Origin of the sequence: Nonlabens tegetincola (assembly GCF_002954355.1) — a bacterium.
Lineage (GTDB): Bacteria > Bacteroidota > Bacteroidia > Flavobacteriales > Flavobacteriaceae > Nonlabens > Nonlabens tegetincola.
The window spans coordinates 297,530-319,897 of sequence record NZ_MQVV01000014.1 but is presented as its reverse complement, the minus strand read 5'-3'; the positions used below and the strand labels follow the sequence as shown (position 1 = coordinate 319,897).

Sequence of the window (22,368 nt, the reverse complement as noted above, 5' to 3'; positions counted from 1 at the left end):
TTATAAGCTATTTTGAAATATTACTTTCTACTTACCAGACCTCTTAATGTAGTCATTACAATATTATGTCAATGTATTATTATTTATGGTGTTATCGATACGATGGTGACTGGTACCGCTCTTGATTTAACAAATGCTATTCTTTTAATTGTTTCAACTGCGATGCTAGTTGCCGGTGGTAACGTAATCAATGATATTATGGATGTGACTACCGACAAGATTAATAAACCGAATAAAATAATTGTCCAAAAACATATCACTGAAAAAAATGCCTTTTCATTTTATGTAATTCTCACGGTTATAGCAGTGATAAGCGGTTTTATACTTGCCAATAGAATTGGTAAACCTGTACTAGCTTCTATATTCATCATTATTGCATTTCTATTATACTCGTATGCCAATCAGGTAAAAAAAATGGTGCTGGTTGGTAATATTCTAATATCCTTTATGGTAGGATTAGTTGTTGTGATAACAGGGATTTTTGATCTGTTTCCGGTAATAAATGAAGAGAATCGTGCATTATTTGTTGCGATCATGCAGCAATTAGTATGGATAGCAAGTATAGCTTTTGTGCTAAATTTAATTAGGGAAATGATTAAAGATTGTGTGGATGTGAGTGGCGATAAAGTAGCTGGTCGCAATAGTTTACCCATTCTTTTAGGAAGATCTAGGGCTTCTAAAATTGCCGCTTCAATTAGCTTACTTGTGGTTTTAGGATTAGGAACCTCGGTAATTACTGTTTTTATAAATCAAGAGTATATGATTTACTTGATCGTTTTTGGTCTTATGGGACCACTTATGTATGTATCAATTAGATTGTGGTCAACAACAGTCAATAAAGAGTTGACTACACTAAGCACTATCATGAAAATAGTTTTAGTAATCGGTATAATAGCTGTATATCTTAATTACAATTTGTAAAAAATGCTTAAAGAAAAATACCTAGAGACCAATATCATTCTTGCCTCTCAATCACCTAGAAGACAGGAGTTACTTAAAGGACTAGATCTTGATTTTGTCATACAAACTAGACCTGTGGAAGAGATCTACGACAAAGCTTTTAAAGAGGAACAAATTACAAATTTCCTCGCGCAATTAAAGGCTTCGGCGTTTAACGGAATTTTACAGGAAAAGGATCTACTGATCACGAGTGATACTATTGTATGGTTAGACAACCAAGCATTAGGTAAACCTAAAACTACTGAACATGCCATTGAAATGCTCACTGCCATGAGTGGAAAAAAACACAAGGTTTTTACTTCAGTATGTTTTACGAGTACTCAAAGGCAAGATACTATCTACGACTGCACTAGTGTTTATTTTAAAAAATTAAGTAAAGAAGAAATTGAATACTATGTTCATAGTTACAAACCTTACGATCGGGCTGGATCTTATGGAATTCAAGATTGGATAGGATACACAGGGATTGAAAAGTTAGAAGGTTGTTATTATAATGTCATGGGACTACCATTACCTAAAGTGTATGAATATTTGAAAAACAGATAATGAATAAAGTAGTGTTAACTATATCTTTTCTTTTAGCACTTATCTTCGGTAGTTTGTTCTATGGAGCAGACATTGATTTTCAAATAGAGCGTTTTGTCTTTGAAAATTGGGTAAATGAAATACTGTTCTTCCTTATTATTTTAATTGTTAGTGAGTTGATTAGATATTATTATGATAACTATTTTTCTAAAAAGAAAGATTCTTAAAAAGGTTAGACATTCAATTAGTAATATCTAGATTATTCACAAAACGCAAATAAAGATTTACGTTTTTTGTAAAAAATACAAATAGGATTTAGTTCTAAGATGTACTTTTAGACCATGCAAGAACAACTATTTAGAAAAATCAAGCAGTTAATTCCTGAACACAAAAATCTCATGGATGAAATATCAGGTATTCTTGATATTAATTATGATGCAGCATACAGACGTGTTAATGGAATGAGCAAATTAAGCCTGAATGAGGCTGTTATACTGGCAAAACATTATCGTCTATCGCTAAATAAACTATTTGAGGTCGGTGAACAAAATAGTATTCTTACGCAAGTTTCTCCTCACATTGCTACCATTGAAGATCTAGAAAGCTACTTTAAGGTTTCCTTATCTAATATTCAGGAGCTTGTAAAACTCAAAAGCGCTAGTATTACCTATTCTGCTAAGGATATTCCTTTATTTTATACACTAAAAGATTCCTATATCACAAAGTACAAATGTTATGTATGGTTGAAATTTTTGAACGAGAATGGTTCTATGGCAAAGTTGACCTTTACGGAGTTTCTAGATCGTTGTCCTAGTAGTTTATTTAAGGCTGCCCATGAGTTAGGCAGCACCTACGATTACATAAATATTACAGAATTTTGGAATGATAATACTATAAATGGCTCTCTACAGCAAATATTGTATTATTTTGAAACTGGTAGACTAGACGAAAAACATGCTTTATTAATTTGCAAGGATTTACACGGTATTATTGACCATGTTGAAAAGCAATGTATTTCTCAAGCCATCGATAATAATGATTCTACCGCAAGCTATCAATTATATACCAGCGATTTACTTACCATGAGTAATACGATTATGGTTCAAACCAAAAATGAACGCGTGTTCTTTACACCTTTTACCGTTCTTACCTATCTCAAGGTAGAACACAAACCTACCTGTGACCGACTAGCTAATTTCTTTGAACAACAAATGAAAAGTTCAAAACTACTGGTACATTCTGGAGAAAAAGACAGAGCACAATTCTTTGAGCGCATGCGCATTAAAATTAATCGTGTAGCCGCACTTATAACTGCCCAAAAAGAGGAACCGCTATTTTAAAATACGTTGGTTGGTAATTACGCTTTCGCGAAAGCGTACTCTTAAAAACAAAAAAATCCACTTTTTACAAAGTGGATTTTATTATATGTGTTCAACGTTAATTAAAACATCTCACGACCTGAGAAATGGAAAGCGCTTTCAATAGCAGCATTCTCATCACTATCAGATCCATGTACAGCGTTTTCACCTACACTTTTAGCAAACATTTTTCTGATGGTTCCATCTGCAGCTTCAGCAGGATTAGTAGCACCAATTAACGTACGGAAATCAGCAACAGCATTATCCTTTTCAAGAACAGCAGCCACGATAGGACCGCGCGTCATAAATTCAACAAGCTCTCCAAAGAATGGACGCTCACTGTGGATTGCATAAAACTCCTCAGCATCTGCTTTAGTCATTTGAGTAAGTTTCATAGCTACGATTCTAAAACCGCTTGCTGTAATTTTTTCAAGTATAGCGCCTATATGCCCATCTTCTACGGCATCTGGCTTAATCATGGTAAATGTTCTATTTGTTGCCATTTTTGCTTTTTTAAATGCGCTGCAAAAGTAGTGCATTTTTAAACGTATACCCTAATAATTGTGACAAAAACTAATGTGACCGTCATTTACGCTCATCTAGCAACACTGTTTATATTTGCGCTATGAACGAGCAACAAATCACAGCGCTTAAAAAAGAGTTATCACATCCCAAAAAGATTGTCATAGTACCTCATAAAGGACCTGATGGCGACGCAATAGGTTCGATAACCTCGCTATATGAATACTTGGTACAATTGAATCATCAAGTCCATATGATTTCACCCAATGACTTTCCAGATTTTCTAAAATGGATGGCACATACAGAACAGATCATTAATTATGAAAAAGATTCTAAACTTGCCGATTCCATAATAAAGGAAGCCGATCTCATTTTTAGCTTGGATCATAATGCCCTACACCGAACTGGTGAAATGCAAACAATTCTTGAAGAATCAACAGCTAGCTTTGTCATGATTGATCATCACCAGCAACCTGATCCATATGCTACCTATATGTATAGCGATACTGGCATGAGCAGTACCTGCCAAATGATGTATCACTTTTTTGAAATGATGGATCATGTAGAGTATATAACGCCATCAATGGCTGCTAGTATGTATACAGGCATTTTGACTGACACAGGAAGTTTTAAGTATAGATCGACAACATCAACTACACTTAGAGTAGCGGCAGCACTCGTTGATAAAGGTGCCGATGCTGAATCTATTAATCGCAATATTTACGATGCAAACTCGGTAAGCAGGCTTAAATTATTAGGTGTTGCACTCAATAACATGACCGTTTTGAGTAATTATCGTACAGCCTTTATTACTCTTACTCAACAGGAACTAGATGACAATGGATTTAAGAAAGGTGATACTGAAGGATTTGTAAACTATGCATTAAGTTTAAAGGATGTAGTTTTTGCTCAAATATTTATACAAAAAGCTGATGAAGGTATTATTAAAACTTCATTGCGTTCCAAGGGAAATTTTGATGTTAATACGCTTGCGCGAAAACACTGGAATGGCGGTGGACATTTAAATGCCGCTGGAGGAAAATCAGATCTAGATATGAAGGCTACAGTCGATAAATTAATTAGTATCTTGCCACAATATGAAGAAGAACTGGTACATACTGCTATTTAGTTTAATTAGTCTAACATTAAGCAGCTGTTTCAACGAGACGATACCTCGTAAAGCAAAAACAAAATCAAGCAGTTCTTATTTAAAATCTTCGATTGAAAGAAATAAAGAACTAGCAGAGCAAGAAGAAATGCTTATTGAAAAGGCCATTAAAAACAATGCCGATTCAATGTTGCGTTCTCAAAATGGTTTTTACTACCGCTTGTTTAAGAAAAGTGAAAACAATGCTCCTACACCTAAATTCGGTGATAAGGTCACTTTTGAGTATAATGTCTTGGCTCTTAATGGCGATACCATCTACTCTACTCAAGAATTATCACCAATCACTAAATCTCTGGAACAAGAGTATGGTGTTTTTACGGGAATGAGAGAAGCTTTAAAATTAATGCAAAAAGGAGATTCTATGATTGCTTATTTCCCATCTTACACAGCTTATGGTTATTATGGTGATGAGAATAAAATAGGAACAAATATTCCTTTTAAAAGTCATATCAAACTTATTGACGTAAACGATTCCAACAACAAAATTGAATTTCAAATACCCAACAATTAAATAATTAAACAGTAAATGAAAAAATTAAAAGTAGTATTAGTTGCTTTATCATTAATATTAATGGCAGCATCGTGTGATGATGATTATCCAGAAGTAGAAGATGGAATATATGCAGAAATAAACACCACTAAAGGTACCATGTTTGCAAAGCTTTATCATGACGCTACTCCTGCAACAGTAGCAAACTTTGTCGCTCTTGCCGAAGGTGATCATCCGGCAGTAATAGACTCACTTAAAGGTAAACCATTTTACAACGGTCTAATCTTTCATAGAGTTATTGAAAACTTTATGATCCAAGGAGGTGATCCTACCGGAACTGGAAGTGGTAGCGTAGGATATAAATTTGATCAGGAAATTGTAGATACACTTAAACATGATGCCAAAGGAATTATGTCAATGGCAAATGCAGGACCTAATACTAATGGAAGTCAATTTTTCATCATGCACAAACCTACTCCTAGTTTAGATGGTAACTACAACGTATTTGGAAAGGTTATTAAAGGATTAGAAGTAGTAGATTCTATTGCTACCACTCCAACTGGTTTCCGTGACAAACCGAATACCGATATGGTAATCAACTCTGTTAAAATCATAAGAAAAGGTAAAGAGGCTAAAAAATTTGATGCTTCAAAAATTATTGCCGATTATATCCAAACTTCAAAAGACAAAGAACAGGAACGTATGGAGGAAGCTCGTAAAGAGCAAGAAAGAATAGCAGAACTTGCTAAAAACGCTCCTAAATTGATTGAAGAAAAAGAAAAAGAATTTACAGCTCTTAAAAAGAAGGCAAAAAAATTACCTAATAGCGACGTAAAAGTTTATGTGGTTAAAGAAGGTAATGGAACAAAACCTGAAGTAGGAACACCTGTTTTAATTCCATATTCAGGCTTTCTAACAAACGGAAGAATGTTTGACAGCAGTGATAAAGAGTATGCCTTAAAGTTTAATGCTTACAATCTAGGTAAAGATCGTGGTGGTTTTTACAAGCCTATTCAAATGGCATTTGATCCTCAAAAAATGCAATTGGTTTCTGGTTTTAGAAATGCAATAGCTAGTATGAGTTACGGAGAAAAAATTGTAGCGTTCATTCCTTCAGAATTGGCTTATGGTGATCAAGCCCGTGGTCCAATTCCTGCTAATTCAGATTTGATTTTCGAATTAGAGCTGCTGCCAGTCGAATAATAATAGAAAATTATCAACAATTAAAAGCCACCTTTCCAGGTGGCTTTTTTTATACCGTTTAATTAACAAAATGTAAAACTAACCTTCTAACAATAACCACAATACTTTAAAGCGAACAAGAGGTACGTTCAAGGATTATCTAACATAAAGAGATCGAAATGTTAATTTTTTAACATATGTGATTTGTTGATTGTTTTTATTGACAATTATGAACATGTTAACAATTATTAAATAACTACATCTAATTATTTGAAAAGCAAGCGTGATTTATAGATAAAACCTTCCTATTTTTAATCACCCTTAAAATTTTAACCATGAAAAAACTCTTAACCGCAGCGATAGCTGTATTTATTCTCTACTCTTGTAGTGATGATTTAACCGAAGGCAATAATAGCGACAGCTCCCAACAAAAGGAATTGCTTTCTCCTGAACAAATCAACAAATACGTAGATCAACAACTTCAAGAAACAGGTGATGTAGATTGGACAAACGCTCCTGCCCAAATTCTATGGAGTGCAGCTGTGAATGGAGACATGATGCTTAATATAGGGTATGGAACCGATGATGATTACTTTGCTGAAACCAAAAGCAATGAAATTAACGACCTTAAAAATCAAATCCTAGAAATAGTTGCAGACAAAGAATCCTTAACTGAAAAGGAAGTACTTATTGATGATCACGATTTTTTCTATCAATTGGAAGTATCGGTTACTAGAATTGAAACCATTCAAGCGCTTCAAAATTTACAAGGCATTAGATATATTGATCCTATAGGTTACTCCTATGAAATGGCAGGAGAACAAAAATCGAATAGCGGATGCAACCAAAGTCCTGATAACATCAATACCGCTGATTATACAAACATAAGTCCAGGAGCAAGAATGCCATGGAATTTCAATATTCACAACATTGACGATGCCTGGAACTACAGCACAGGATCTGGTGTAACCCTGGCTGTAATTGACACAGGTCTTACTCCAAATAACTATCTAATGAACGCTGGGTTTAATGATGGAGCTTCGACTGGTAGAAATGTACAACGATACGGTAACTTCATAGACTCTTCTTGGTGGTGGAGTAATAATGTTGATGGGCCAAATGATCGTTGTGGACATGGATCTCAAATGGCTAGCGTTGCTGCTGCTCCTAGAAATAATGATAAGTTACCAGTAGGAGTGGCTTATAATTCTAATCTTGTAGTTTACCGCAGTACAGAAGACGTAGTACTTAATGACTACCACGAGCGCAAAGGTGTAAGTGAGGCGTTACGAACTCTAGGTAACCGTAGTGATGTTAAAATCATATCTATGAGTATAGGTTATGTTTGGAGTATCGGTAACATTAAAGATGCTGTACGATATGCTAATAGTCGTGGGAAATTAATTTTTGCTGCAGGTGGAACTTCAACATCTTTTACCAATTGGTATGGGGTAATTTTTCCTGCTTCTATGAGTGAGACAGTTGCAGTAACTGGTATAAAAGATAATGGCTACAACCGTTGTGATGTATGCCATAGTGGTTCTAAAATTGATTTTACCGTAACCATGCAGCGTGCTAGTAATAGCAATAGAACTGTTCCTGTTTTAGGCTTTAATACAGGTCAACAAAAATACGTAGGCGGTTCAAGTGTAGCGACAGCTACTACAGCAGGAATTGCAGCACTAGTTTGGAGTAAAAACCCATCATGGACAAAAACTCAAGTGCTTAACAAACTCAAACAAAGTGCTCACTTCTACCCTAACCGTAATTCTAGTTATGGTTACGGTAATATTGACGCCTTACAAGCCGTTCAATAGAATCCTCTTAGAATTAATAAATGAAAACGACTGCTTAAAAGCGGTCGTTTTTTTTATTATCAGACTGTTGATAGTATCTTTACGTCAATTCTAATAACCTGCTATGAAAAGAATTATTTATACTAAAAATGCCCCTGCACCAATTGGTCCATACAACCAAGCTATACACTATGTAAACGCTTTTGAAAACACTTTATATACAAGTGGTCAAATTGCGATGGATCCAGAAAGCGGCGAACTTAAAATAGATGATTTAAAAGAAGAAACACATCTTGTAATGAAACATCTAGAAAGCTTATTAGAGCAGGCAGATATGAATTTTGAAGATGTTATTAAAGCAACTATTTTTTTGAGTGATATGAAAAATTTTGCTACTGTAAACGAAGTGTACGGATCGTATTTTGATGATAAAACAGCTCCTGCCAGAGAAACAGTAGAAGTAGCTAACCTTCCTAAATACGTAAACGTAGAAATTTCATTTATCGCAAAGAAAATGCCTTAATCCCATGTTAGAATCCTCAGAACTTATTCTAAATGATGATGGTAGTATTTACCACCTCAATTTATTGCCAGAACAACTAGCTTCTACCATAATTACTGTTGGTGATCCAGAACGTGTAAGTGAAGTTTCCAAACATTTTGATGTAATAGACACTAGAGTAGCAAAACGAGAATTTCATACTCATACAGGTTTATACCGCAACAAACGCATAAGCGTTATAAGTACAGGAATTGGAACGGATAACATAGACATCGTTTTTAATGAATTGGATGCCTTAGTGAATGTTGATTTTAAAACGCGTAAAATAAAAAAGAAACTTACTTCCTTGGACATTATTCGTGTGGGAACTTCGGGTGCCATACAACCTGATATTCCTGTTGACTCATTTGTACTTTCTCAACGAGGAATCGGTTTTGACAGTCTGTATCACTGGTATCAAAATGATGGTGGTGATTCCGCTTTCGCGAAAGCGATTTCTCAACAAATACCGCGCAACGACAATCACAGTAATCCTTATGTAATACATTGTAATCCAGATCTAGCGAGAAAATTTCAAACTGTAGAAATGATCAATGGTAATACGGTAACCAATGTAGGATTTTATGGTCCACAAAGTAGAACTATAAGATTGAAACCAGCTTTTGAGGAACTCAACGAGCAATTAGCAGGATTTAACCATGACAACCAGCGCATTACAAATCTAGAAATGGAGACCGCTGGAATATATGCCATGGCAAATCTACTAGGTCATAGAGCAGTTTCATTAAATGCTATACTTGCTAATCGAGCTACAGGTTCTTTTTCTGAACAACCAGCTGCGACCGTTGAAAAACTTATTAGCTTTACACTTAATTGTTTAAGTTAAGTTAACCTAACAATAACAGAATTAAACACAGCTCGTTTTTAAATTTACGAGCTGTATGAAATACGATTTTCCTTACCGACATAGAGATCTTAATTGGTTAAGTTTTAATCACAGAGTGCTCCAAGAAGCAGCCAATGATCACTTACCTGTTTATGAGCGTATTAAATTCATGGCCATTTTCTCATCAAATCTGGATGAGTTCTTTAGAGTACGTATTTCTCAATTACGACAACTTAAAAAGGTAAGAAAAAAGTACCGAAAAAAATTAGAGACCAAACCAACCAAACTGGTAAAAGAAATATTGGCCAAAGTCCAAGAGCAACAGCATTTTTTAGGTACTATATTCCACGAAAGTATTAAGCCAGAATTAGAGGATTATGGTATTTATCTACACGATGAAATTAGTTTAAAAAACGATCACAAGTTACTGGCAGACAAATGGTTTAAAGAACATTACGAGGATAATCTAGATATCAGTTACATCAACGCAGGAACACAAAGTAACATTTTTCTAGAAAATCAAAGATTATACTTATTAGTTACATTTAATGATAAAGATAAGTATGGCCTTGTAAAAATACCTAAGGATTCTGGTCGATTTATAACCCTAGTTAAAGATAATCATCATGCACACATTGCGTTTATAGACGATATTATTAAACTTCAATTAGATCGTTTTTTTTCAAACGAAATAACTGGTTATTACAGTATTAAATTAAGTCGTGATGCCGAGCTTTATGTGGAAGATTTCGCCGAAGGAACTCTAGCAGAAAAAATCTACAAGAGTCTAGAACAACGTAATATTGGAGAACCTACTCGCCTACTTTATGATGATAGCATTCCTGACAAAGTAATTAAGAATGTGCGCAAAAGTCTTGATTTGAGTAAAATTGATCTAGTTAAAGGTGGTATTTATCATAACTTTGATGACTTCTTTAGTTTCCCAAAACCATTCGATAATCCAGATCTTTATCTCGAACCTAAAAAGGAAATAGAACACAAAGAATTTGAAAGCAACGAGGACTATTTTGCTTTAATAGATAAACAGGACCAACTCATTCACACTCCATTCATGAGTTTTGATTATGTCTCTAACCTAGTCAATCAAGCTGCAAATGATAATACAACAGAGTTTATTAAAATATCTCTATATCGAGTTGCCGACGATTCAAAATTAGTGCAAGCTCTTTTAGAAGCTGTTGAGAACGAAATAGAGGTCGTAGTTTTTGTTGAAGCAAAGGCTAGGTTTGATGAAAAAAACAATATTAAATGGGGCCAAATATTAGAAGAAAAAGGAGCTCGTGTCATATGGAGTTTTCCTAATATTAAAGTTCATAGTAAAGCTTTACTTATTCAAAAACGCATTGATGGTGAAAAGAAGAGATATGCTTACATAGGAACCGGTAATTTTAATTCTAAAACAGCTAAGGTTTACTGCGATCACGGACTTTTTACTTCTCATAAACCTATAACAAAAGATTTATATCAGGTATTTAAAGTATTGGAAGGTGATTTAATTATCCCCAAACCTAAACACCTATTAGTAAGTCCTTACAATACTCGACAAACATTTGAAGATCTTATAAGAGCTGAAATTGATGAAGCGCAATTAGGTAAACCAGCTGCTATTTGGGCAAAGATGAATCAATTAGAAGATCCTAGAATCATAGAATTACTGTATAAAGCAAGTCAAGCAGGAGTTATTATTACTTTGTTAGTTAGAGGTTTTAGTTGTTTAATCCCAGGTCTCAAAAACTTAAGTGAAAATATTACTTGTTATTCCATTGTAGATACCTATTTGGAACACGGTCGTATTTATAAATTTAATAATGCTGGAAATCCCAAAATATTTATTGGTAGCGCCGACTGGATGACGCGTAATTTAGATCGTAGAATAGAAGTTCTTGTTCCAATTTATGACGAGAGAATTTATGAAGAATTAAACACAATTTTAACCCTTCAATTAAATGACACAGATAAGGCTAGAATTCACGATCAAAGTGAATCTAACAATTTCAGAAAGTCTGAGAAACAAGATGTTGTAAATTCTCAAACAGAAATAAGAGAATACTTAAAAAAACTTCATTCCTAATTTTTCTAAAGTATATTTGTTTCTTCTATGAAGAAGACTACCATACGAATAGGCGGAGTACCAGAACATTTTAATTTACCTTGGCACTTAGCAATAGAGGACAAAGCCTTTGAAAAAGTAGGCTTGGATTTACAATGGCAAGATATTCCTGAAGGAACGGGAAGAATGAGTAAAATGCTGCGAGACGATGAACTAGACGTGGCATGTATACTCACCGATGGTATTGTAAAGGACATAATCGCTGGAAACCCTTCAAAAATTCTTCAAGTTTATGTCCAAACTCCATTATTATGGGGTGTTCATGCTCCTGGTACCATAGAAGCGAATAACACTAGACAGTTGGAGGATGGTAAAATAGCGATAAGTCGTTACGGCAGTGGCTCACACCTTATGAGCTATCTCATGGCCAAAAAACACGGATGGGATACTACCGAGTTAGACTTTGAACTTGTTCATACCTTGGACGGCGCTGTTGAAGCTCTATCTAACAATAAAGCTCAATTATTTTTATGGGAGCGATATATGACTCAACCATTAGTAGATAAAGGCGTTTTTAAAAGATTGGAAACCATAGCAACTCCATGGCCTAGTTTTGTTATTGCAGCAAGAGAAGAAAGTATCAAAGAAAAAGAGGAAGCGTTAAGCAAAATGCTTTATGTGATAAACACATACACTGCCGACTTTAAATTGATTCCGAGTATAGATCGTACTATTGCTGCTCATTACGATTTACAAGTAGGAGATGTTCAACAATGGATGCTACGTACCGAATATAGTGACGATCAACTATGGGATACTACCGTAGATACCATATTAGAAGAATTTACAGCAGTAGGAATTATTGATAAAGAAGTGAAATTAGAAGAGCTTATCAAAGATCTTCCAAAGTATGAACAAGAGATGGAAGATTAATCCAACTATTTTCTTTTAAGCTTAAAACTAGATATTTTCCCATTACCAGCTAGTATTCCTTCATTTTGATTAATCATGCTTGCCGTGTAATAACCATCATCAGTAAGTTTTCTCCAAGTAGTGCCTTGATCTCCACTCCACCAAATACCTTGTGAGCCCGTGGCTAGTAGTTCATTTCCTTGTGTATTTGGAACAAACTGTATGTCACTACAATATCCTGGTCCATCACCAGAAGACAGAAGTTTCCAGCTGCGACCACCATTTTTAGTTATAGCCTTATTGTATTTGTTGTCTTCAGGGTTTTCCCAATCTCCACCTATAACCACACCGGTTTTTTCATCATAAAAGTCCATTGCAAATATTCCAGTCATCTGACTTCCGGCAATAATGGGTGTTTGATATTCTTCCCAATTAACTCCTCTGTCATAACTGTACAACACTCTTGCTGCTTTGCCACCAGTAGCAATCCAAACATGGTCATTTAAAATTTTCATATTTGAGTTACTCGCTGCAAAACCTGCCTCACCATCTATATAATCTGGTAATTTAAAGCAATCCAACTGTCCAAACTCTTTACCACCATTTTCCGTTTTAAGAATGGCTATACAACGATCAAACTCATCCTCACCTTGAGGATCACCCATTATTATACCTTCTTCATCATCCCAAAACTTCATACTATCATAAAAAACATCGTCACCAGATTGTGATAGAAGAAGTTCAATATTATCATTTGCATGTGTTATTCTATATAACAACGCTGGACTACCAGCACTTAAAATGTAGGTATATTGATTAGTAACAGCTATAGATCTGAATTGAACATCTAACGAATCATTGACCTTGATAATACCTTTATCGATGCTTAAGTCTTTAGGGTCGATGGAACCGTAGTTACCTTTACTTCCACCATACCAGTACTTACCATCACCGTATTCTAGTGCCCTTATGCTAATAGAATCTGTTACCAAGTTATTAATTTCGATTGCTGTGACAGCTCCAATCGAATTCTCGCTTGTAATAGAGTTCTCATCATTCATATTCTGTTTGCAGCCTAACAGCGACACAATAAAAATTAAGGCGATGATGGTTGAAAAATATTTCATTTTATAGATATAATAGGTTGTGTGAGTAAAAATAAGTTAAGACAAGCTAATTTGAATAAGGATAATAGTAATTTTGCAAAATGAGATTTCACCACAACCTAGTAGTTGCAACTACTCAAGCGTTACATAATATTTTTAATGATGGCAAGTATGCAGATCAAGCCATACAAAAGATTTTAAAAAAAGATACTCGATGGGGTTCCAGGGATCGTGCATTCATCGCAGAAACTACATATGACATTGTGCGATACAAACGATTATATAGCGCTATCGCTGACGTTCAAGAACCTTTTAAGCCTCAAGACTTGTGGAGACTTACAAGTGTTTGGATTATTTTAAAGGGACATGATTTACCTGCTTGGGAAGAATACTATAATACACCCGTAAGAAGAATTAAAGGTCGTTTTGACGAATTAAGAAAAAAAAGAGTAATGCGTGAATCTATTCCCAACTGGATGGATGAGCTTGCTCTTAATCAATTAGAAGAGTCCTTTTGGGAAAAAGAACTGCACGCGCTTAATGAACAAGCAAACGTAGTATTAAGAGTCAATGAATTAAAAACTGATATCAACACCTTAAAAGAAAAATTAGTTGCTCACGACATCGCTACTGATATTTCACCAGAATTCCCTAATGCTTTAGTTTTAAGGGAAAGAGCTAATGTTTTTAGTCTTCCAGAATTTCAAGATGGCCTATTTGAAGTCCAAGATGCAGGTAGTCAAAAAATAGCACCATTTTTACAGGTAGAACCAGGAATGAGAATTCTAGATGCTTGCGCTGGTGCTGGTGGAAAAACATTACATCTTGCTGCGCTCACACAAAATAAAGGTCAAATAATTGCGACTGATATTTATTCTAGTAAGTTAAAAGAATTGAAACGCAGAGCACGTAGAGCTGGAGCACATAACATAGAGACCCGATTAATCGATACGACTAAAGTGATCAAAAAACTTCATGGAAAAATGGATCGTATACTTATTGATGCTCCATGTAGTGGATTAGGTGTTTTACGTCGTAATCCGGATGCAAAATGGAAACTTGAACCTCAATTTTTAGAAACGATTCAAAATACTCAACAAGAAATTTTACAATCTTACTCTAAAGTACTTAAATCAGGTGGAAAGCTAGTTTACGCAACTTGCTCCATTTTACCTTCAGAAAATCAAGATCAAGTAAAAACATTTCTAGAATCAGAAATTGGTAAAGAATTTGAGCTTGAAGAAGAAAAAAGCCTATTCGCACACCTTGATGGTTTTGACGGATTTTACATGGCAAGACTTAGTAAAAAATAATATGAGAACAATTTTATTCTATATAGTTATTGGATGTTTCGCTTTCGCGAAAGCGCAACCACCAGCAAACTACTACAACAGTGCCAATGGGCTCACAGGATATGCGTTAAAAACCGAATTGAGCAACATTATTTCCAATGGTTATAATAACCAAGGATATGGCGCATTACATACTTTATATCTTACATCTGACAATGATGAATACTACGATAACGGGACGCAAACTGGTACCATATTAGATATGTATTCTGAAAACCCTACCGGTGCAGATCCATATAATTTTAATGGAAATACAAATGAGCAATGTGGTAATTATAGTCAGGAAGGAGACTGTTACAATCGCGAGCACCTGTTTCCTCAAGGATTTTTCAACCAAAGAGAGCCCATGCGCAGTGACGCTCACCATGTAATACCGACTGACGGTTTTGTAAATGGAGGTCGTGGTAGCTTACCCTTTGGAGAAGTTGACAGCTCTGGTGGCGGCGTTACTACCTACAGAAATGGTTCTCGTAGAGGCCCTAGTGCGACATCAGGATTCACTGGGACAGTGTTTGAACCAATTGATGAATTCAAAGGCGATATCGCTCGCTCTTTATTCTATTTTGCCACTCGTTATGAAGCTCAATACAACGATACGAGTTGGGATAGTCCAAATGCCACAAATGACCCTAGAGATGGTTCTCAAAATCAATATTTTGAACAGTGGTTTGTAGATTTACTTTTAGACTGGCATAATGCCGATCCGGTAAGTCAAAAGGAAATAGATCGTAATAACGATGTTTATTTACATCAAAATAATCGAAATCCCTATATCGATAATCCATCGTGGATAACTGATATTTGGACATCAAGCAATGCTCCATCTGGAAGGTTATTTGTTACTCTTGAAGATACTTATGTAGACACGAATAACAACGCTACAATCGATGCTGGTGATCGCATAGAATATGACTACACCTATAACAATATAGGCCAATCGATTTTATATAACCTAAGCTCTACCCCTATTGTTGGGACTTTTGAAAACACAGTTACGCCAGTATCTAGTTTGAATCCTGGGCAATCGATTACTAACCCGTTTGGAAAACTTGTGGTAGTTTTAACGAACAATCTAATCAATTCTTCTCCCAATTGCGAACTTGAAAATTATCTTACAACCACTGCAGATTTCAATTCGACTGGGACAAATGGAGGATTATCCAAATTAAGTGATGACCCAAATAATTTTGCTAATATTGATACTGATGGAGATAATTTACCCGATGATCGTAATAGAACGACAGTATGTACTTCAACAGGAGTGGTATTTAATACATTATTTATCAGTGAATACATAGAAGGGTCCGGAAATAATAAGGCAATTGAATTATCTAATTGGACTGGTGCTCCTGTTGATTTAAATGGGTATACACTTGCTCGTGATGCGAATGGCGGTGGTAACTGGTCTGGTACGGTAACTCTATCAGGAACTGTTGCTAATCAAGATGTTTGGGTAATTGCTCGTGGAAATGCGTCCAGTACGATTGTCAATGCTGCAGATCAACTGGTTAGTAGCGGTAGTGCTCTAGACTTTAATGGTAACGATCCTGTAGGACTGTTTTTAAATGGCAATCTTATTGATATTGTAGGAACATTTGGATCTGGAAGTAATGATTTTGCCAAAGATGAAACTCTGGTTCGTAAATCTAATGTTCAAGCACCTTTGATTCCTTTTAATAAAAATCGTGATTGGGATGTCTTTCCTACAGATGATACTAATGATTTAGGAATGCATGATGCAGTAACATTGTCAATAATTGCTTCAGAAATAGGCGATGTAATACTATATCCTAATCCTTCAACAAATGGTACATTTAATATTGATAACTTTAAGTCGGATATGAACTATGTTGTTTTTGACATGACTGGTCGCATCGTTTTGAATGGAACAGAAAACAATTTCACAATTGAAAATCAAGGACTGTATTTAATACAGATTAAACAAAACGATAAATCTGTAACTAAGAAAATTATCGTTCGATAATAACGCATAAAAGTAATTCATAAAAAAGCCTGCTATAAATAGCAGGCTTTTTTAATTTAAGTATCAATTTAGATACGTTTCATTTGTTGCTTCATCATTCTTATTTGATCAGTCAACATATTATGTTTGTCTAATTTTTTAGCTTCAGTCAATAGCATTTGAGCTTCTCTTTTGCGTCTCTTACTCATTGCTATACCAGCAAGGTTAAGTTTTGCCATGGCAAGATCTTGATCCATGCTCAACCCTAGTTTAATGGCTTTTTTGAAATACTTCTCTGCCTTAGTCATGTTGGTTTGAGAAATCATTAATCCATTCAAATAGTTATAATAACCTTGTTGTTTAGTGACTAGTGCTGCTTCTGGGTTTTTAATTTTATCCAACCATTTTTTTGCCCCTTCAAAGTCTTGTTTTCTTAATCTAAGAAAAGCAAGTACAATTATTTCATTTTTGAAATAAAGTAAAACAAACATTCCGGCAAGTAATAGAAGACTAATACCAGAAAGAATTTCATTTCTTGTAAAGAGATAAACCGCCCATGCTACAACAGCAGCAGCTAGAACAAGCTTTATATTTTTATTGAACATACTTCTTTTTTTACACGGGCAAAGATACTGGTAATTTGAAGTAACTTACAACTTGTAGAAGGACTTAAAACTTCTCTGGCTCAATTGCGGTTATATTAATAAGGTAGCGTACAACTTTCCCTTTATCATACACTTTACCAAATTTAAGAACGGCGGTCCCTAAATCACATTTGTAAGTATAGTAATATGGCAAGGCGACAATTTTTTCTTTGGTATTAGGAAAACTTACTGTACTATCGACCACCTTTTTTAATCTATCACCTCCAAAAAGACTAAATTTTTCAACGTATTTAGAAAAATTATTATCATCAGTAGTTATGTAGTTTAAATAACGCTGTGGCTGTATAATAAAAACATCGGTTTTATAAAAATTATCTGAATTTGCTTCTAGATGATAATTATTAAAATTAAAAGTGGTTTCAGTTTGAGTCAAACAAAACATGTGCGCCTGAATTTCTGACACATGGTAATTCTTAATATCTAAGAAATCAAGAAATTGTTTACTAGTAAACAATTCGACGGGACGATCGATTTTGCATTCTTCTTGTGATACTACCGAATTCATCCCTAGTAGTAGTGCCACAAGGCATACAATAAATTTCATTTTCAATTGGTTTAGCAGTCAAATATAGCATTAGTTAAATATAACTACTAATTTTATTTTTGTATTTCCTTGAATAGTAGGTATATTAATAAAAAAGAAGTATTTTTGCACTCCCAAAGCGAGAATATGGAAACCGCTTGGAAATCAATAATTTAAAAACAACCCTTCTAGAAATTGTTTCTATAAAGTTTCCAGCAAGTCTAGAATACAAATTTTTAATCAGCAAATATGGCTGAAGAAACAACAAAACAAGAGCTTGAAGCTGCAAAAGACGGTGTAACGGATACACAGGTTCAAGAACGTGTGGAAAAAGTAACTACTTCTCCACAACAAGAAAACCCACAAGATTTCCTAGATAACTTTGACTGGGAACGTTACAGTGAAGGAATTGAAAAAGTTGATGAAGAGCAACTTAAAAAATTCGAAAAGCTTGTAGCTGAAAACTTTGTGGATACTATTGATAATGATGTTATCGAAGGAACTGTAATCAAAATTACTGATCGTGACGCTATCATCGATATCAATGCAAAGTCTGAAGGTGCTATCTCTCTAAACGAATTCCGTTATAATCCACACCTAAAAGAAGGTGATAAAGTAGAAGTACTTGTAGACGTAAGAGAAGATGCTACTGGACAGTTAGTATTATCTCACCGTAAAGCAAGATTAATCAAAGCATGGGAACGTGTAAATGCAGCTCATGATACTGGTGAAATCGTAAATGGTTATGTTAAGTGTCGTACTAAAGGTGGTATGATTGTAGACGTATTCGGTATTGAGGCTTTCCTTCCTGGATCTCAAATCGATGTTAAACCTATCCGTGATTATGATCAGTATGTAGATAAAACTATGGAATTCAAAGTGGTTAAAATCAACCATGAATTCAAAAACGTAGTAGTTTCTCACAAAGCTCTTATCGAAGCTGATATCGAAGAGCAGAAGAAAGAAATCATTTCTCGCCTAGAAAAAGGTCAAGTATTAGAAGGTGTTGTGAAAAACATTACTTCTTACGGTGTATTTGTTGATCTAGGTGGTGTTGATGGATTAATTCACATTACTGATCTTTCTTGGTCAAGAATTAATCACCCACAAGAGGTTGTTGAATTAGATCAAACTTTAAATGTTGTAATCTTAGACTTTGATGAAGATAAGTCAAGAATCCAATTAGGTCTTAAGCAACTTGAAGCTCATCCATGGGATGCTCTTTCTGAGAAAATCAAGCCAGGTGATAAAGTAAAAGGTAAAGTTGTAGTAATCGCTGATTACGGTGCTTTTGTAGAGATTGAAGAAGGTGTTGAAGGTCTTGTACACGTATCAGAAATGTCATGGTCTACTCACTTAAGAAGTGCTAACGACTTTGTTAAAGTAGGTGATGAAATCGAAGCTGAAGTTCTTACAATTGATAGAGAAGATCGTAAGATGTCTCTAGGAATGAAGCAACTTTCTCAAGATCCATGGACTGATATTACTTCTAAATACCCAGTAGGTTCACGTCACACTGGAACTGTAAGAAACTTTACAAACTTTGGTGTATTTGTAGAACTTGAAGAAGGTGTTGATGGATTAATTTACATCTCTGACCTTTCTTGGACTAAGAAAATCAAACACCCAAGTGAATTCTGTTCAGTTGGTGATAAACTAGATGTTGTAGTATTAGAACTTGATGTTGATGGTCGTAAACTTTCACTAGGACACAAGCAAACTAAAGATAATCCATGGGATAAATATGCTACTGAATTTGCAGTAGGAACTACTCATGAATTAACTATTGACGAAGTATTAGATAAAGGAGCTGTTGTAAATGTAAATGATGACATCAGCGTATTTATTCCTTCTCGTCACCTAGAAAAAGAAGATGGAAGTCGTCTTAAGAAAGGGGAAACTGCTGATATCCAAATCATAGAATTCAACAAAGAATTCAAGCGTGTAGTTGGATCTCACATGGTAATCCATAAAGAAGAAGAAGCTAAAATAGTTAAGCAAGCTGCTGCTAAATCTCAAGAGGAAAACAAACCTACTTTAGGTGATGCAAATGCTAAACTACAAGCTCTTAAAGACAGAATGGAAGGTAAATCTTAAGCCTACTCTATTCTAAATAGTTTAGAAAACCCTTACTTAAATTAAGTAAGGGTTTTTTATTTATTTAAAAATCACATTATACTAGTGATCACATCATACGTTCTACTACTAAACCAGCGCTTTTAAGTTTCATTCTTACGTTTCTACATTATTAAAATACTTATCTTTGTCACTAGCAAGTAACCTCAATGAGTCAAAAATTACTTCTAGACGCGACGGCATTAAACATCACCTTACATAGGTTAGCCTGTCAATTAATTGAAAATCACGGAGATTTTAAACAAACTGTTCTTATTGGCATTCAACCTCGAGGAACATTTTTATTAAATCGATTGACACAATTACTTCAAGATCATTATGAAATATCCGATTTATTATCGGGTAAATTAGACATCACATTCTATAGAGATGATTTTAGAAGAAGTAATGAACCACTTAAAGCAAACTCCACCGAAATAAATTTTCTAATAGAAGATAAAAAGGTGGTGCTTATTGATGACGTGCTTTATACAGGACGCAGCATACGATCAGCACTTACCGCTCTTCAATCCTTTGGAAGACCCGAACATATTGAATTATTAACATTGATAGATCGTAGGTTCTCTAGGCATCTACCTATACAACCTGACTATAAAGGCAGACAAGTTGATGCTATTGACAATCAAAAAGTAAAAGTACACTGGAAGGAAAATGCTGGTGAAGACGCCGTTTACTTACTTAAAAACAAAGAAAATTAATGAGTGAATTAAGTGTAGATCACGTTTTGGGTATCAAATATCTTACACCACAAGATATTCAATTAATTCATCAAACTGCGGATCAGTTTAAAGAAGTAATAAATAGACCTATTAAAAAGGTTCCATCACTTAGAGATATTACAGTTGCCAATCTTTTCTTTGAAAATTCAACCAGAACAAAACTTTCTTTTGAACTTGCCGAAAAACGATTAAGTGCCGATGTAATTAACTTCAGTGCTGCCCAAAGTTCTGTAAAAAAAGGGGAAACATTAATAGACACCGTCAACAACATTCTCGCTATGAAGGTGGACGTTGTAGTAATGCGTCATCCGAATCCAGGCGCCGGTGTGTTCCTTTCAAATCATATAAATGCCAGAATAGTAAATGCTGGAGATGGTGCGCATGAGCATCCTACGCAAGCATTGTTAGATAGTTATTCTATTAGAGAAAAATTAGGTGCCGAGGTCATGGTTTGTGGCCCTGCAACGCTTATACCCAAGCATATAGAAAAACTAGGAGTTCAGGTAGAGCTAGATTTACGTAAAGCACTTCAATGGTGTGATGTAGCAAACATGTTGAGAGTTCAAAATGAGCGCATGGATATTTCCTACTTCCCTAGCGTGAGAGAATACACGCAACAATACGGTGTAAATATGGAATTGCTTCAATCGTTAGATAAAGAAATAACAATCATGCATCCTGGACCGATTAATCGAGGTGTTGAAATTACTAGTGAAGTAGCAGATAGTGACCAAGCTATTATTCTAAATCAAGTAGAAAATGGTGTTGCAGTAAGAATGGCCGTTTTATACTTAGTAGCAAGCAAAATAAAGAGAAATTAAATGAAAAGCTCATCGCACGATAACTTTATCCTTCTAAAGGATGAACATAATGATATTGTTGAATTTGCAGAATTTTTACCTACAATCTGGCAACAATTTTCAAATAAAAATGTCATAGTTGATTTATCCGAATATGATCAAGCTACATTAAACCAGCTTCTACATTTTCTAGAATTAAGTAATAAACACCGTGCTACAAAACAGTCTTTTGTTATCATCAACAAAGCACTTTCTACAGATCAAATTCCTGAAGAACTTATGGTTGTCCCTACCCTTCAAGAAGCGCAAGACATCATAGAAATGGAAGAAATAGAAAGAGACCTAGGATTCTAGATCTCTTTTTTATTACTCTTCTGTGTTGTAAAAAAACTGCTCACGCCATATTTTTCCATCCTTCACTTGATAAACTCCAATCTCGGTCATTTGAGATCTTTGTCCGCTAGGCTTGTGTGTAGTATCCATCCAAAAGGTAACCGCAAAATGATTGTCGGCAACAATAGGATCACTTACCTTATTGCCATGGACTTCAAAATTTTCACGCCACCACTCTCCTTTCTTAGATAATCCTTCAAAACCATGAACTTCTTTCATAGGTTCTGCCATTTCGACGCTTGTAATTTCAGGACTATACAAATTTTCATAGCATTTTGTTTCCTCACCATTTCGGCACCATTCGACTAATTGATCAGCCACTTGTTTAGTTGTCATAAT

General features: G+C 34.9%; 23 protein-coding genes. 18 read left to right on the top strand and 5 right to left on the bottom strand.

Going from position 1 to position 22,368, the window contains the following annotated elements; genetic code table 11:
- The first annotated feature begins 12 nt into the window (after nucleotides 1-12).
- The 4 genes from BST93_RS08315 (at nucleotide 13) to BST93_RS08300 (ending at nucleotide 2,825) form a co-directional block, all read left to right on the top strand.
- Nucleotides 13-921 (top strand): geranylgeranylglycerol-phosphate geranylgeranyltransferase, encoded by a 909-nt coding sequence (locus tag BST93_RS08315; protein ID WP_146104997.1) that lies wholly within the window; start codon nucleotides 13-15, stop codon nucleotides 919-921.
- A gap of 3 nt (nucleotides 922-924) precedes the next feature.
- A complete protein-coding gene (locus tag BST93_RS08310) occupies nucleotides 925-1,506 on the top strand; it encodes a Maf family nucleotide pyrophosphatase (RefSeq protein WP_105018790.1) in 582 nt (193 codons plus the stop codon).
- Complete coding sequence (locus tag BST93_RS14175; RefSeq protein ID WP_105018789.1) at nucleotides 1,506-1,712, top strand: hypothetical protein; 207 nt, start codon at nucleotides 1,506-1,508, stop codon at nucleotides 1,710-1,712. The genes BST93_RS08310 and BST93_RS14175 overlap by 1 nt, the downstream gene beginning before the upstream one ends.
- A 114-nt stretch (nucleotides 1,713-1,826) precedes the next feature.
- Nucleotides 1,827-2,825 carry a hypothetical protein gene (locus BST93_RS08300; protein WP_105018788.1) on the top strand — a complete coding sequence of 333 codons (999 nt, stop codon included), beginning with the start codon at nucleotides 1,827-1,829 and terminating at the stop codon, nucleotides 2,823-2,825.
- Nucleotides 2,826-2,926: 101 nt separating this feature from the next.
- Here BST93_RS08300 and BST93_RS08295 read toward each other — a convergent pair whose 3' ends face one another.
- Nucleotides 2,927-3,346, bottom strand: a complete 420-nt coding sequence (locus tag BST93_RS08295) for a nucleoside-diphosphate kinase (protein WP_060522747.1) — start codon at nucleotides 3,344-3,346, stop codon at nucleotides 2,927-2,929.
- Nucleotides 3,347-3,468: 122 nt separating this feature from the next.
- Here BST93_RS08295 and BST93_RS08290 point away from each other — a divergent pair, with 122 nt between their 5' ends.
- The 8 genes from BST93_RS08290 to BST93_RS08255 all read left to right on the top strand — a co-directional run bounded on the left by BST93_RS08290 (nucleotide 3,469) and on the right by BST93_RS08255 (nucleotide 12,393).
- Complete coding sequence (locus tag BST93_RS08290) at nucleotides 3,469-4,494, top strand: DHH family phosphoesterase (protein WP_105018787.1); 1,026 nt, start codon at nucleotides 3,469-3,471, stop codon at nucleotides 4,492-4,494.
- Nucleotides 4,463-5,044 (top strand): gliding motility-associated peptidyl-prolyl isomerase GldI, encoded by a 582-nt coding sequence (gldI, locus tag BST93_RS08285; RefSeq protein ID WP_060522749.1) that lies wholly within the window; start codon nucleotides 4,463-4,465, stop codon nucleotides 5,042-5,044. Before BST93_RS08290 ends, gldI begins: the two co-directional genes overlap by 32 nt.
- Nucleotides 5,045-5,059: 15 nt before the next feature.
- Nucleotides 5,060-6,226, top strand: a complete 1,167-nt coding sequence (locus tag BST93_RS08280) for a peptidylprolyl isomerase (RefSeq protein ID WP_105018786.1) — start codon at nucleotides 5,060-5,062, stop codon at nucleotides 6,224-6,226.
- A gap of 314 nt (nucleotides 6,227-6,540) precedes the next feature.
- Nucleotides 6,541-8,022, top strand: a complete 1,482-nt coding sequence (locus tag BST93_RS14655; RefSeq protein ID WP_167341813.1) for a S8 family peptidase — start codon at nucleotides 6,541-6,543, stop codon at nucleotides 8,020-8,022.
- Nucleotides 8,023-8,125: 103 nt separating this feature from the next.
- A complete protein-coding gene (locus tag BST93_RS08270) occupies nucleotides 8,126-8,524 on the top strand; it encodes a Rid family detoxifying hydrolase (RefSeq protein WP_105018785.1) in 399 nt (132 codons plus the stop codon).
- A gap of 4 nt (nucleotides 8,525-8,528) precedes the next feature.
- Nucleotides 8,529-9,389: a nucleoside phosphorylase gene (locus BST93_RS08265; RefSeq protein ID WP_105018784.1), complete on the top strand. Its 861-nt coding sequence runs from the start codon at nucleotides 8,529-8,531 to the stop codon at nucleotides 9,387-9,389.
- A 55-nt stretch (nucleotides 9,390-9,444) separates the two neighbouring features.
- The gene (ppk1, locus tag BST93_RS08260; protein WP_105018783.1) at nucleotides 9,445-11,481 is read left to right on the top strand and encodes a polyphosphate kinase 1; all 2,037 of its coding nucleotides are present in this window, start codon (nucleotides 9,445-9,447) and stop codon (nucleotides 11,479-11,481) included.
- A 27-nt stretch (nucleotides 11,482-11,508) separates the two neighbouring features.
- Nucleotides 11,509-12,393: a substrate-binding domain-containing protein gene (locus BST93_RS08255; protein WP_105018782.1), complete on the top strand. Its 885-nt coding sequence runs from the start codon at nucleotides 11,509-11,511 to the stop codon at nucleotides 12,391-12,393.
- A 5-nt stretch (nucleotides 12,394-12,398) separates the two neighbouring features.
- Here BST93_RS08255 and BST93_RS08250 read toward each other — a convergent pair whose 3' ends face one another.
- A complete protein-coding gene (locus tag BST93_RS08250; protein WP_105018781.1) occupies nucleotides 12,399-13,499 on the bottom strand; it encodes a WD40/YVTN/BNR-like repeat-containing protein in 1,101 nt (366 codons plus the stop codon).
- An 80-nt stretch (nucleotides 13,500-13,579) separates the two neighbouring features.
- Here BST93_RS08250 and BST93_RS08245 point away from each other — a divergent pair, with 80 nt between their 5' ends.
- Together BST93_RS08245 and BST93_RS14650 are read left to right on the top strand one after the other, a co-directional pair.
- Nucleotides 13,580-14,791: an RsmB/NOP family class I SAM-dependent RNA methyltransferase gene (locus BST93_RS08245; RefSeq protein WP_060522754.1), complete on the top strand. Its 1,212-nt coding sequence runs from the start codon at nucleotides 13,580-13,582 to the stop codon at nucleotides 14,789-14,791.
- Nucleotide 14,792: 1 nt separating this feature from the next.
- Nucleotides 14,793-16,814, top strand: coding sequence for an endonuclease (locus BST93_RS14650; protein WP_105018780.1), 2,022 nt, complete (start codon nucleotides 14,793-14,795; stop codon nucleotides 16,812-16,814).
- 68 nt (nucleotides 16,815-16,882) lie between these two features.
- On the opposite strand, the gene BST93_RS08235 is transcribed toward BST93_RS14650, so the two are convergent.
- Both BST93_RS08235 and BST93_RS08230 read right to left on the bottom strand, forming a co-directional pair.
- Entirely contained in the window at nucleotides 16,883-17,398 is a 516-nt protein-coding gene (locus BST93_RS08235) for a hypothetical protein (RefSeq protein ID WP_105018779.1), read from the bottom strand.
- 64 nt (nucleotides 17,399-17,462) lie between these two features.
- A complete protein-coding gene (locus BST93_RS08230; protein WP_042278535.1) occupies nucleotides 17,463-18,002 on the bottom strand; it encodes a hypothetical protein in 540 nt (179 codons plus the stop codon).
- Between the two features lie 228 nt (nucleotides 18,003-18,230).
- On the opposite strand from BST93_RS08230, the gene rpsA reads away from it, so the two are divergent.
- The 4 genes from rpsA to BST93_RS08210 all read left to right on the top strand — a co-directional run bounded on the left by rpsA (nucleotide 18,231) and on the right by BST93_RS08210 (nucleotide 21,990).
- Nucleotides 18,231-20,078, top strand: coding sequence for a 30S ribosomal protein S1 (gene rpsA / locus BST93_RS08225; RefSeq protein WP_042278534.1), 1,848 nt, complete (start codon nucleotides 18,231-18,233; stop codon nucleotides 20,076-20,078).
- Nucleotides 20,079-20,266: 188 nt separating this feature from the next.
- Complete coding sequence (pyrR, locus tag BST93_RS08220; protein WP_105018778.1) at nucleotides 20,267-20,815, top strand: bifunctional pyr operon transcriptional regulator/uracil phosphoribosyltransferase PyrR; 549 nt, start codon at nucleotides 20,267-20,269, stop codon at nucleotides 20,813-20,815.
- Nucleotides 20,815-21,657: an aspartate carbamoyltransferase catalytic subunit gene (locus BST93_RS08215; RefSeq protein ID WP_105018777.1), complete on the top strand. Its 843-nt coding sequence runs from the start codon at nucleotides 20,815-20,817 to the stop codon at nucleotides 21,655-21,657. The genes pyrR and BST93_RS08215 overlap by 1 nt, the downstream gene beginning before the upstream one ends.
- Nucleotides 21,658-21,990, top strand: coding sequence for a ribonuclease Z (locus BST93_RS08210; protein WP_105018776.1), 333 nt, complete (start codon nucleotides 21,658-21,660; stop codon nucleotides 21,988-21,990). It abuts the gene before it with no gap.
- A 12-nt stretch (nucleotides 21,991-22,002) separates the two neighbouring features.
- Here the strand turns inward: BST93_RS08210 and BST93_RS08205 are convergent, their stop codons facing one another.
- Entirely contained in the window at nucleotides 22,003-22,365 is a 363-nt protein-coding gene (locus tag BST93_RS08205) for a nuclear transport factor 2 family protein (protein WP_042278530.1), read from the bottom strand.
- Nucleotides 22,366-22,368: the final 3 nt, after the last annotated feature.

Excerpts from the sequence above, each read along its gene's own strand:
- BST93_RS08230 (WP_042278535.1), bottom strand. The coding sequence starts at position 18,002 with ATGAAATTTATTGTATGCCTTGTGGCACTACTACTAGGGATGAATTCG.
- BST93_RS08205 (WP_042278530.1), bottom strand. The coding sequence starts at position 22,365 with ATGACAACTAAACAAGTGGCTGATCAATTAGTCGAATGGTGCCGAAAT.
- BST93_RS08215 (WP_105018777.1), top strand. The coding sequence starts at position 20,815 with ATGAGTGAATTAAGTGTAGATCACGTTTTGGGTATCAAATATCTTACA.
- BST93_RS08210 (WP_105018776.1), top strand. The coding sequence starts at position 21,658 with ATGAAAAGCTCATCGCACGATAACTTTATCCTTCTAAAGGATGAACAT.
- BST93_RS08295 (WP_060522747.1), bottom strand. The coding sequence starts at position 3,346 with ATGGCAACAAATAGAACATTTACCATGATTAAGCCAGATGCCGTAGAA.
- BST93_RS08270 (WP_105018785.1), top strand. The coding sequence starts at position 8,126 with ATGAAAAGAATTATTTATACTAAAAATGCCCCTGCACCAATTGGTCCA.
- BST93_RS08280 (WP_105018786.1), top strand. The coding sequence starts at position 5,060 with ATGAAAAAATTAAAAGTAGTATTAGTTGCTTTATCATTAATATTAATG.
- BST93_RS08265 (WP_105018784.1), top strand. The coding sequence starts at position 8,529 with ATGTTAGAATCCTCAGAACTTATTCTAAATGATGATGGTAGTATTTAC.
- pyrR (WP_105018778.1), top strand. The coding sequence starts at position 20,267 with ATGAGTCAAAAATTACTTCTAGACGCGACGGCATTAAACATCACCTTA.
- BST93_RS08300 (WP_105018788.1), top strand. The coding sequence starts at position 1,827 with ATGCAAGAACAACTATTTAGAAAAATCAAGCAGTTAATTCCTGAACAC.
- BST93_RS14655 (WP_167341813.1), top strand. The coding sequence starts at position 6,541 with ATGAAAAAACTCTTAACCGCAGCGATAGCTGTATTTATTCTCTACTCT.
- BST93_RS08255 (WP_105018782.1), top strand. The coding sequence starts at position 11,509 with ATGAAGAAGACTACCATACGAATAGGCGGAGTACCAGAACATTTTAAT.
- BST93_RS08310 (WP_105018790.1), top strand. The coding sequence starts at position 925 with ATGCTTAAAGAAAAATACCTAGAGACCAATATCATTCTTGCCTCTCAA.
- rpsA (WP_042278534.1), top strand. The coding sequence starts at position 18,231 with ATGGCTGAAGAAACAACAAAACAAGAGCTTGAAGCTGCAAAAGACGGT.
- BST93_RS08250 (WP_105018781.1), bottom strand. The coding sequence starts at position 13,499 with ATGAAATATTTTTCAACCATCATCGCCTTAATTTTTATTGTGTCGCTG.
- BST93_RS08245 (WP_060522754.1), top strand. The coding sequence starts at position 13,580 with ATGAGATTTCACCACAACCTAGTAGTTGCAACTACTCAAGCGTTACAT.
- BST93_RS14175 (WP_105018789.1), top strand. The coding sequence starts at position 1,506 with ATGAATAAAGTAGTGTTAACTATATCTTTTCTTTTAGCACTTATCTTC.
- BST93_RS14650 (WP_105018780.1), top strand. The coding sequence starts at position 14,793 with ATGAGAACAATTTTATTCTATATAGTTATTGGATGTTTCGCTTTCGCG.
- ppk1 (WP_105018783.1), top strand. The coding sequence starts at position 9,445 with ATGAAATACGATTTTCCTTACCGACATAGAGATCTTAATTGGTTAAGT.
- BST93_RS08290 (WP_105018787.1), top strand. The coding sequence starts at position 3,469 with ATGAACGAGCAACAAATCACAGCGCTTAAAAAAGAGTTATCACATCCC.
- gldI (WP_060522749.1), top strand. The coding sequence starts at position 4,463 with ATGAAGAAGAACTGGTACATACTGCTATTTAGTTTAATTAGTCTAACA.
- BST93_RS08235 (WP_105018779.1), bottom strand. The coding sequence starts at position 17,398 with ATGTTCAATAAAAATATAAAGCTTGTTCTAGCTGCTGCTGTTGTAGCA.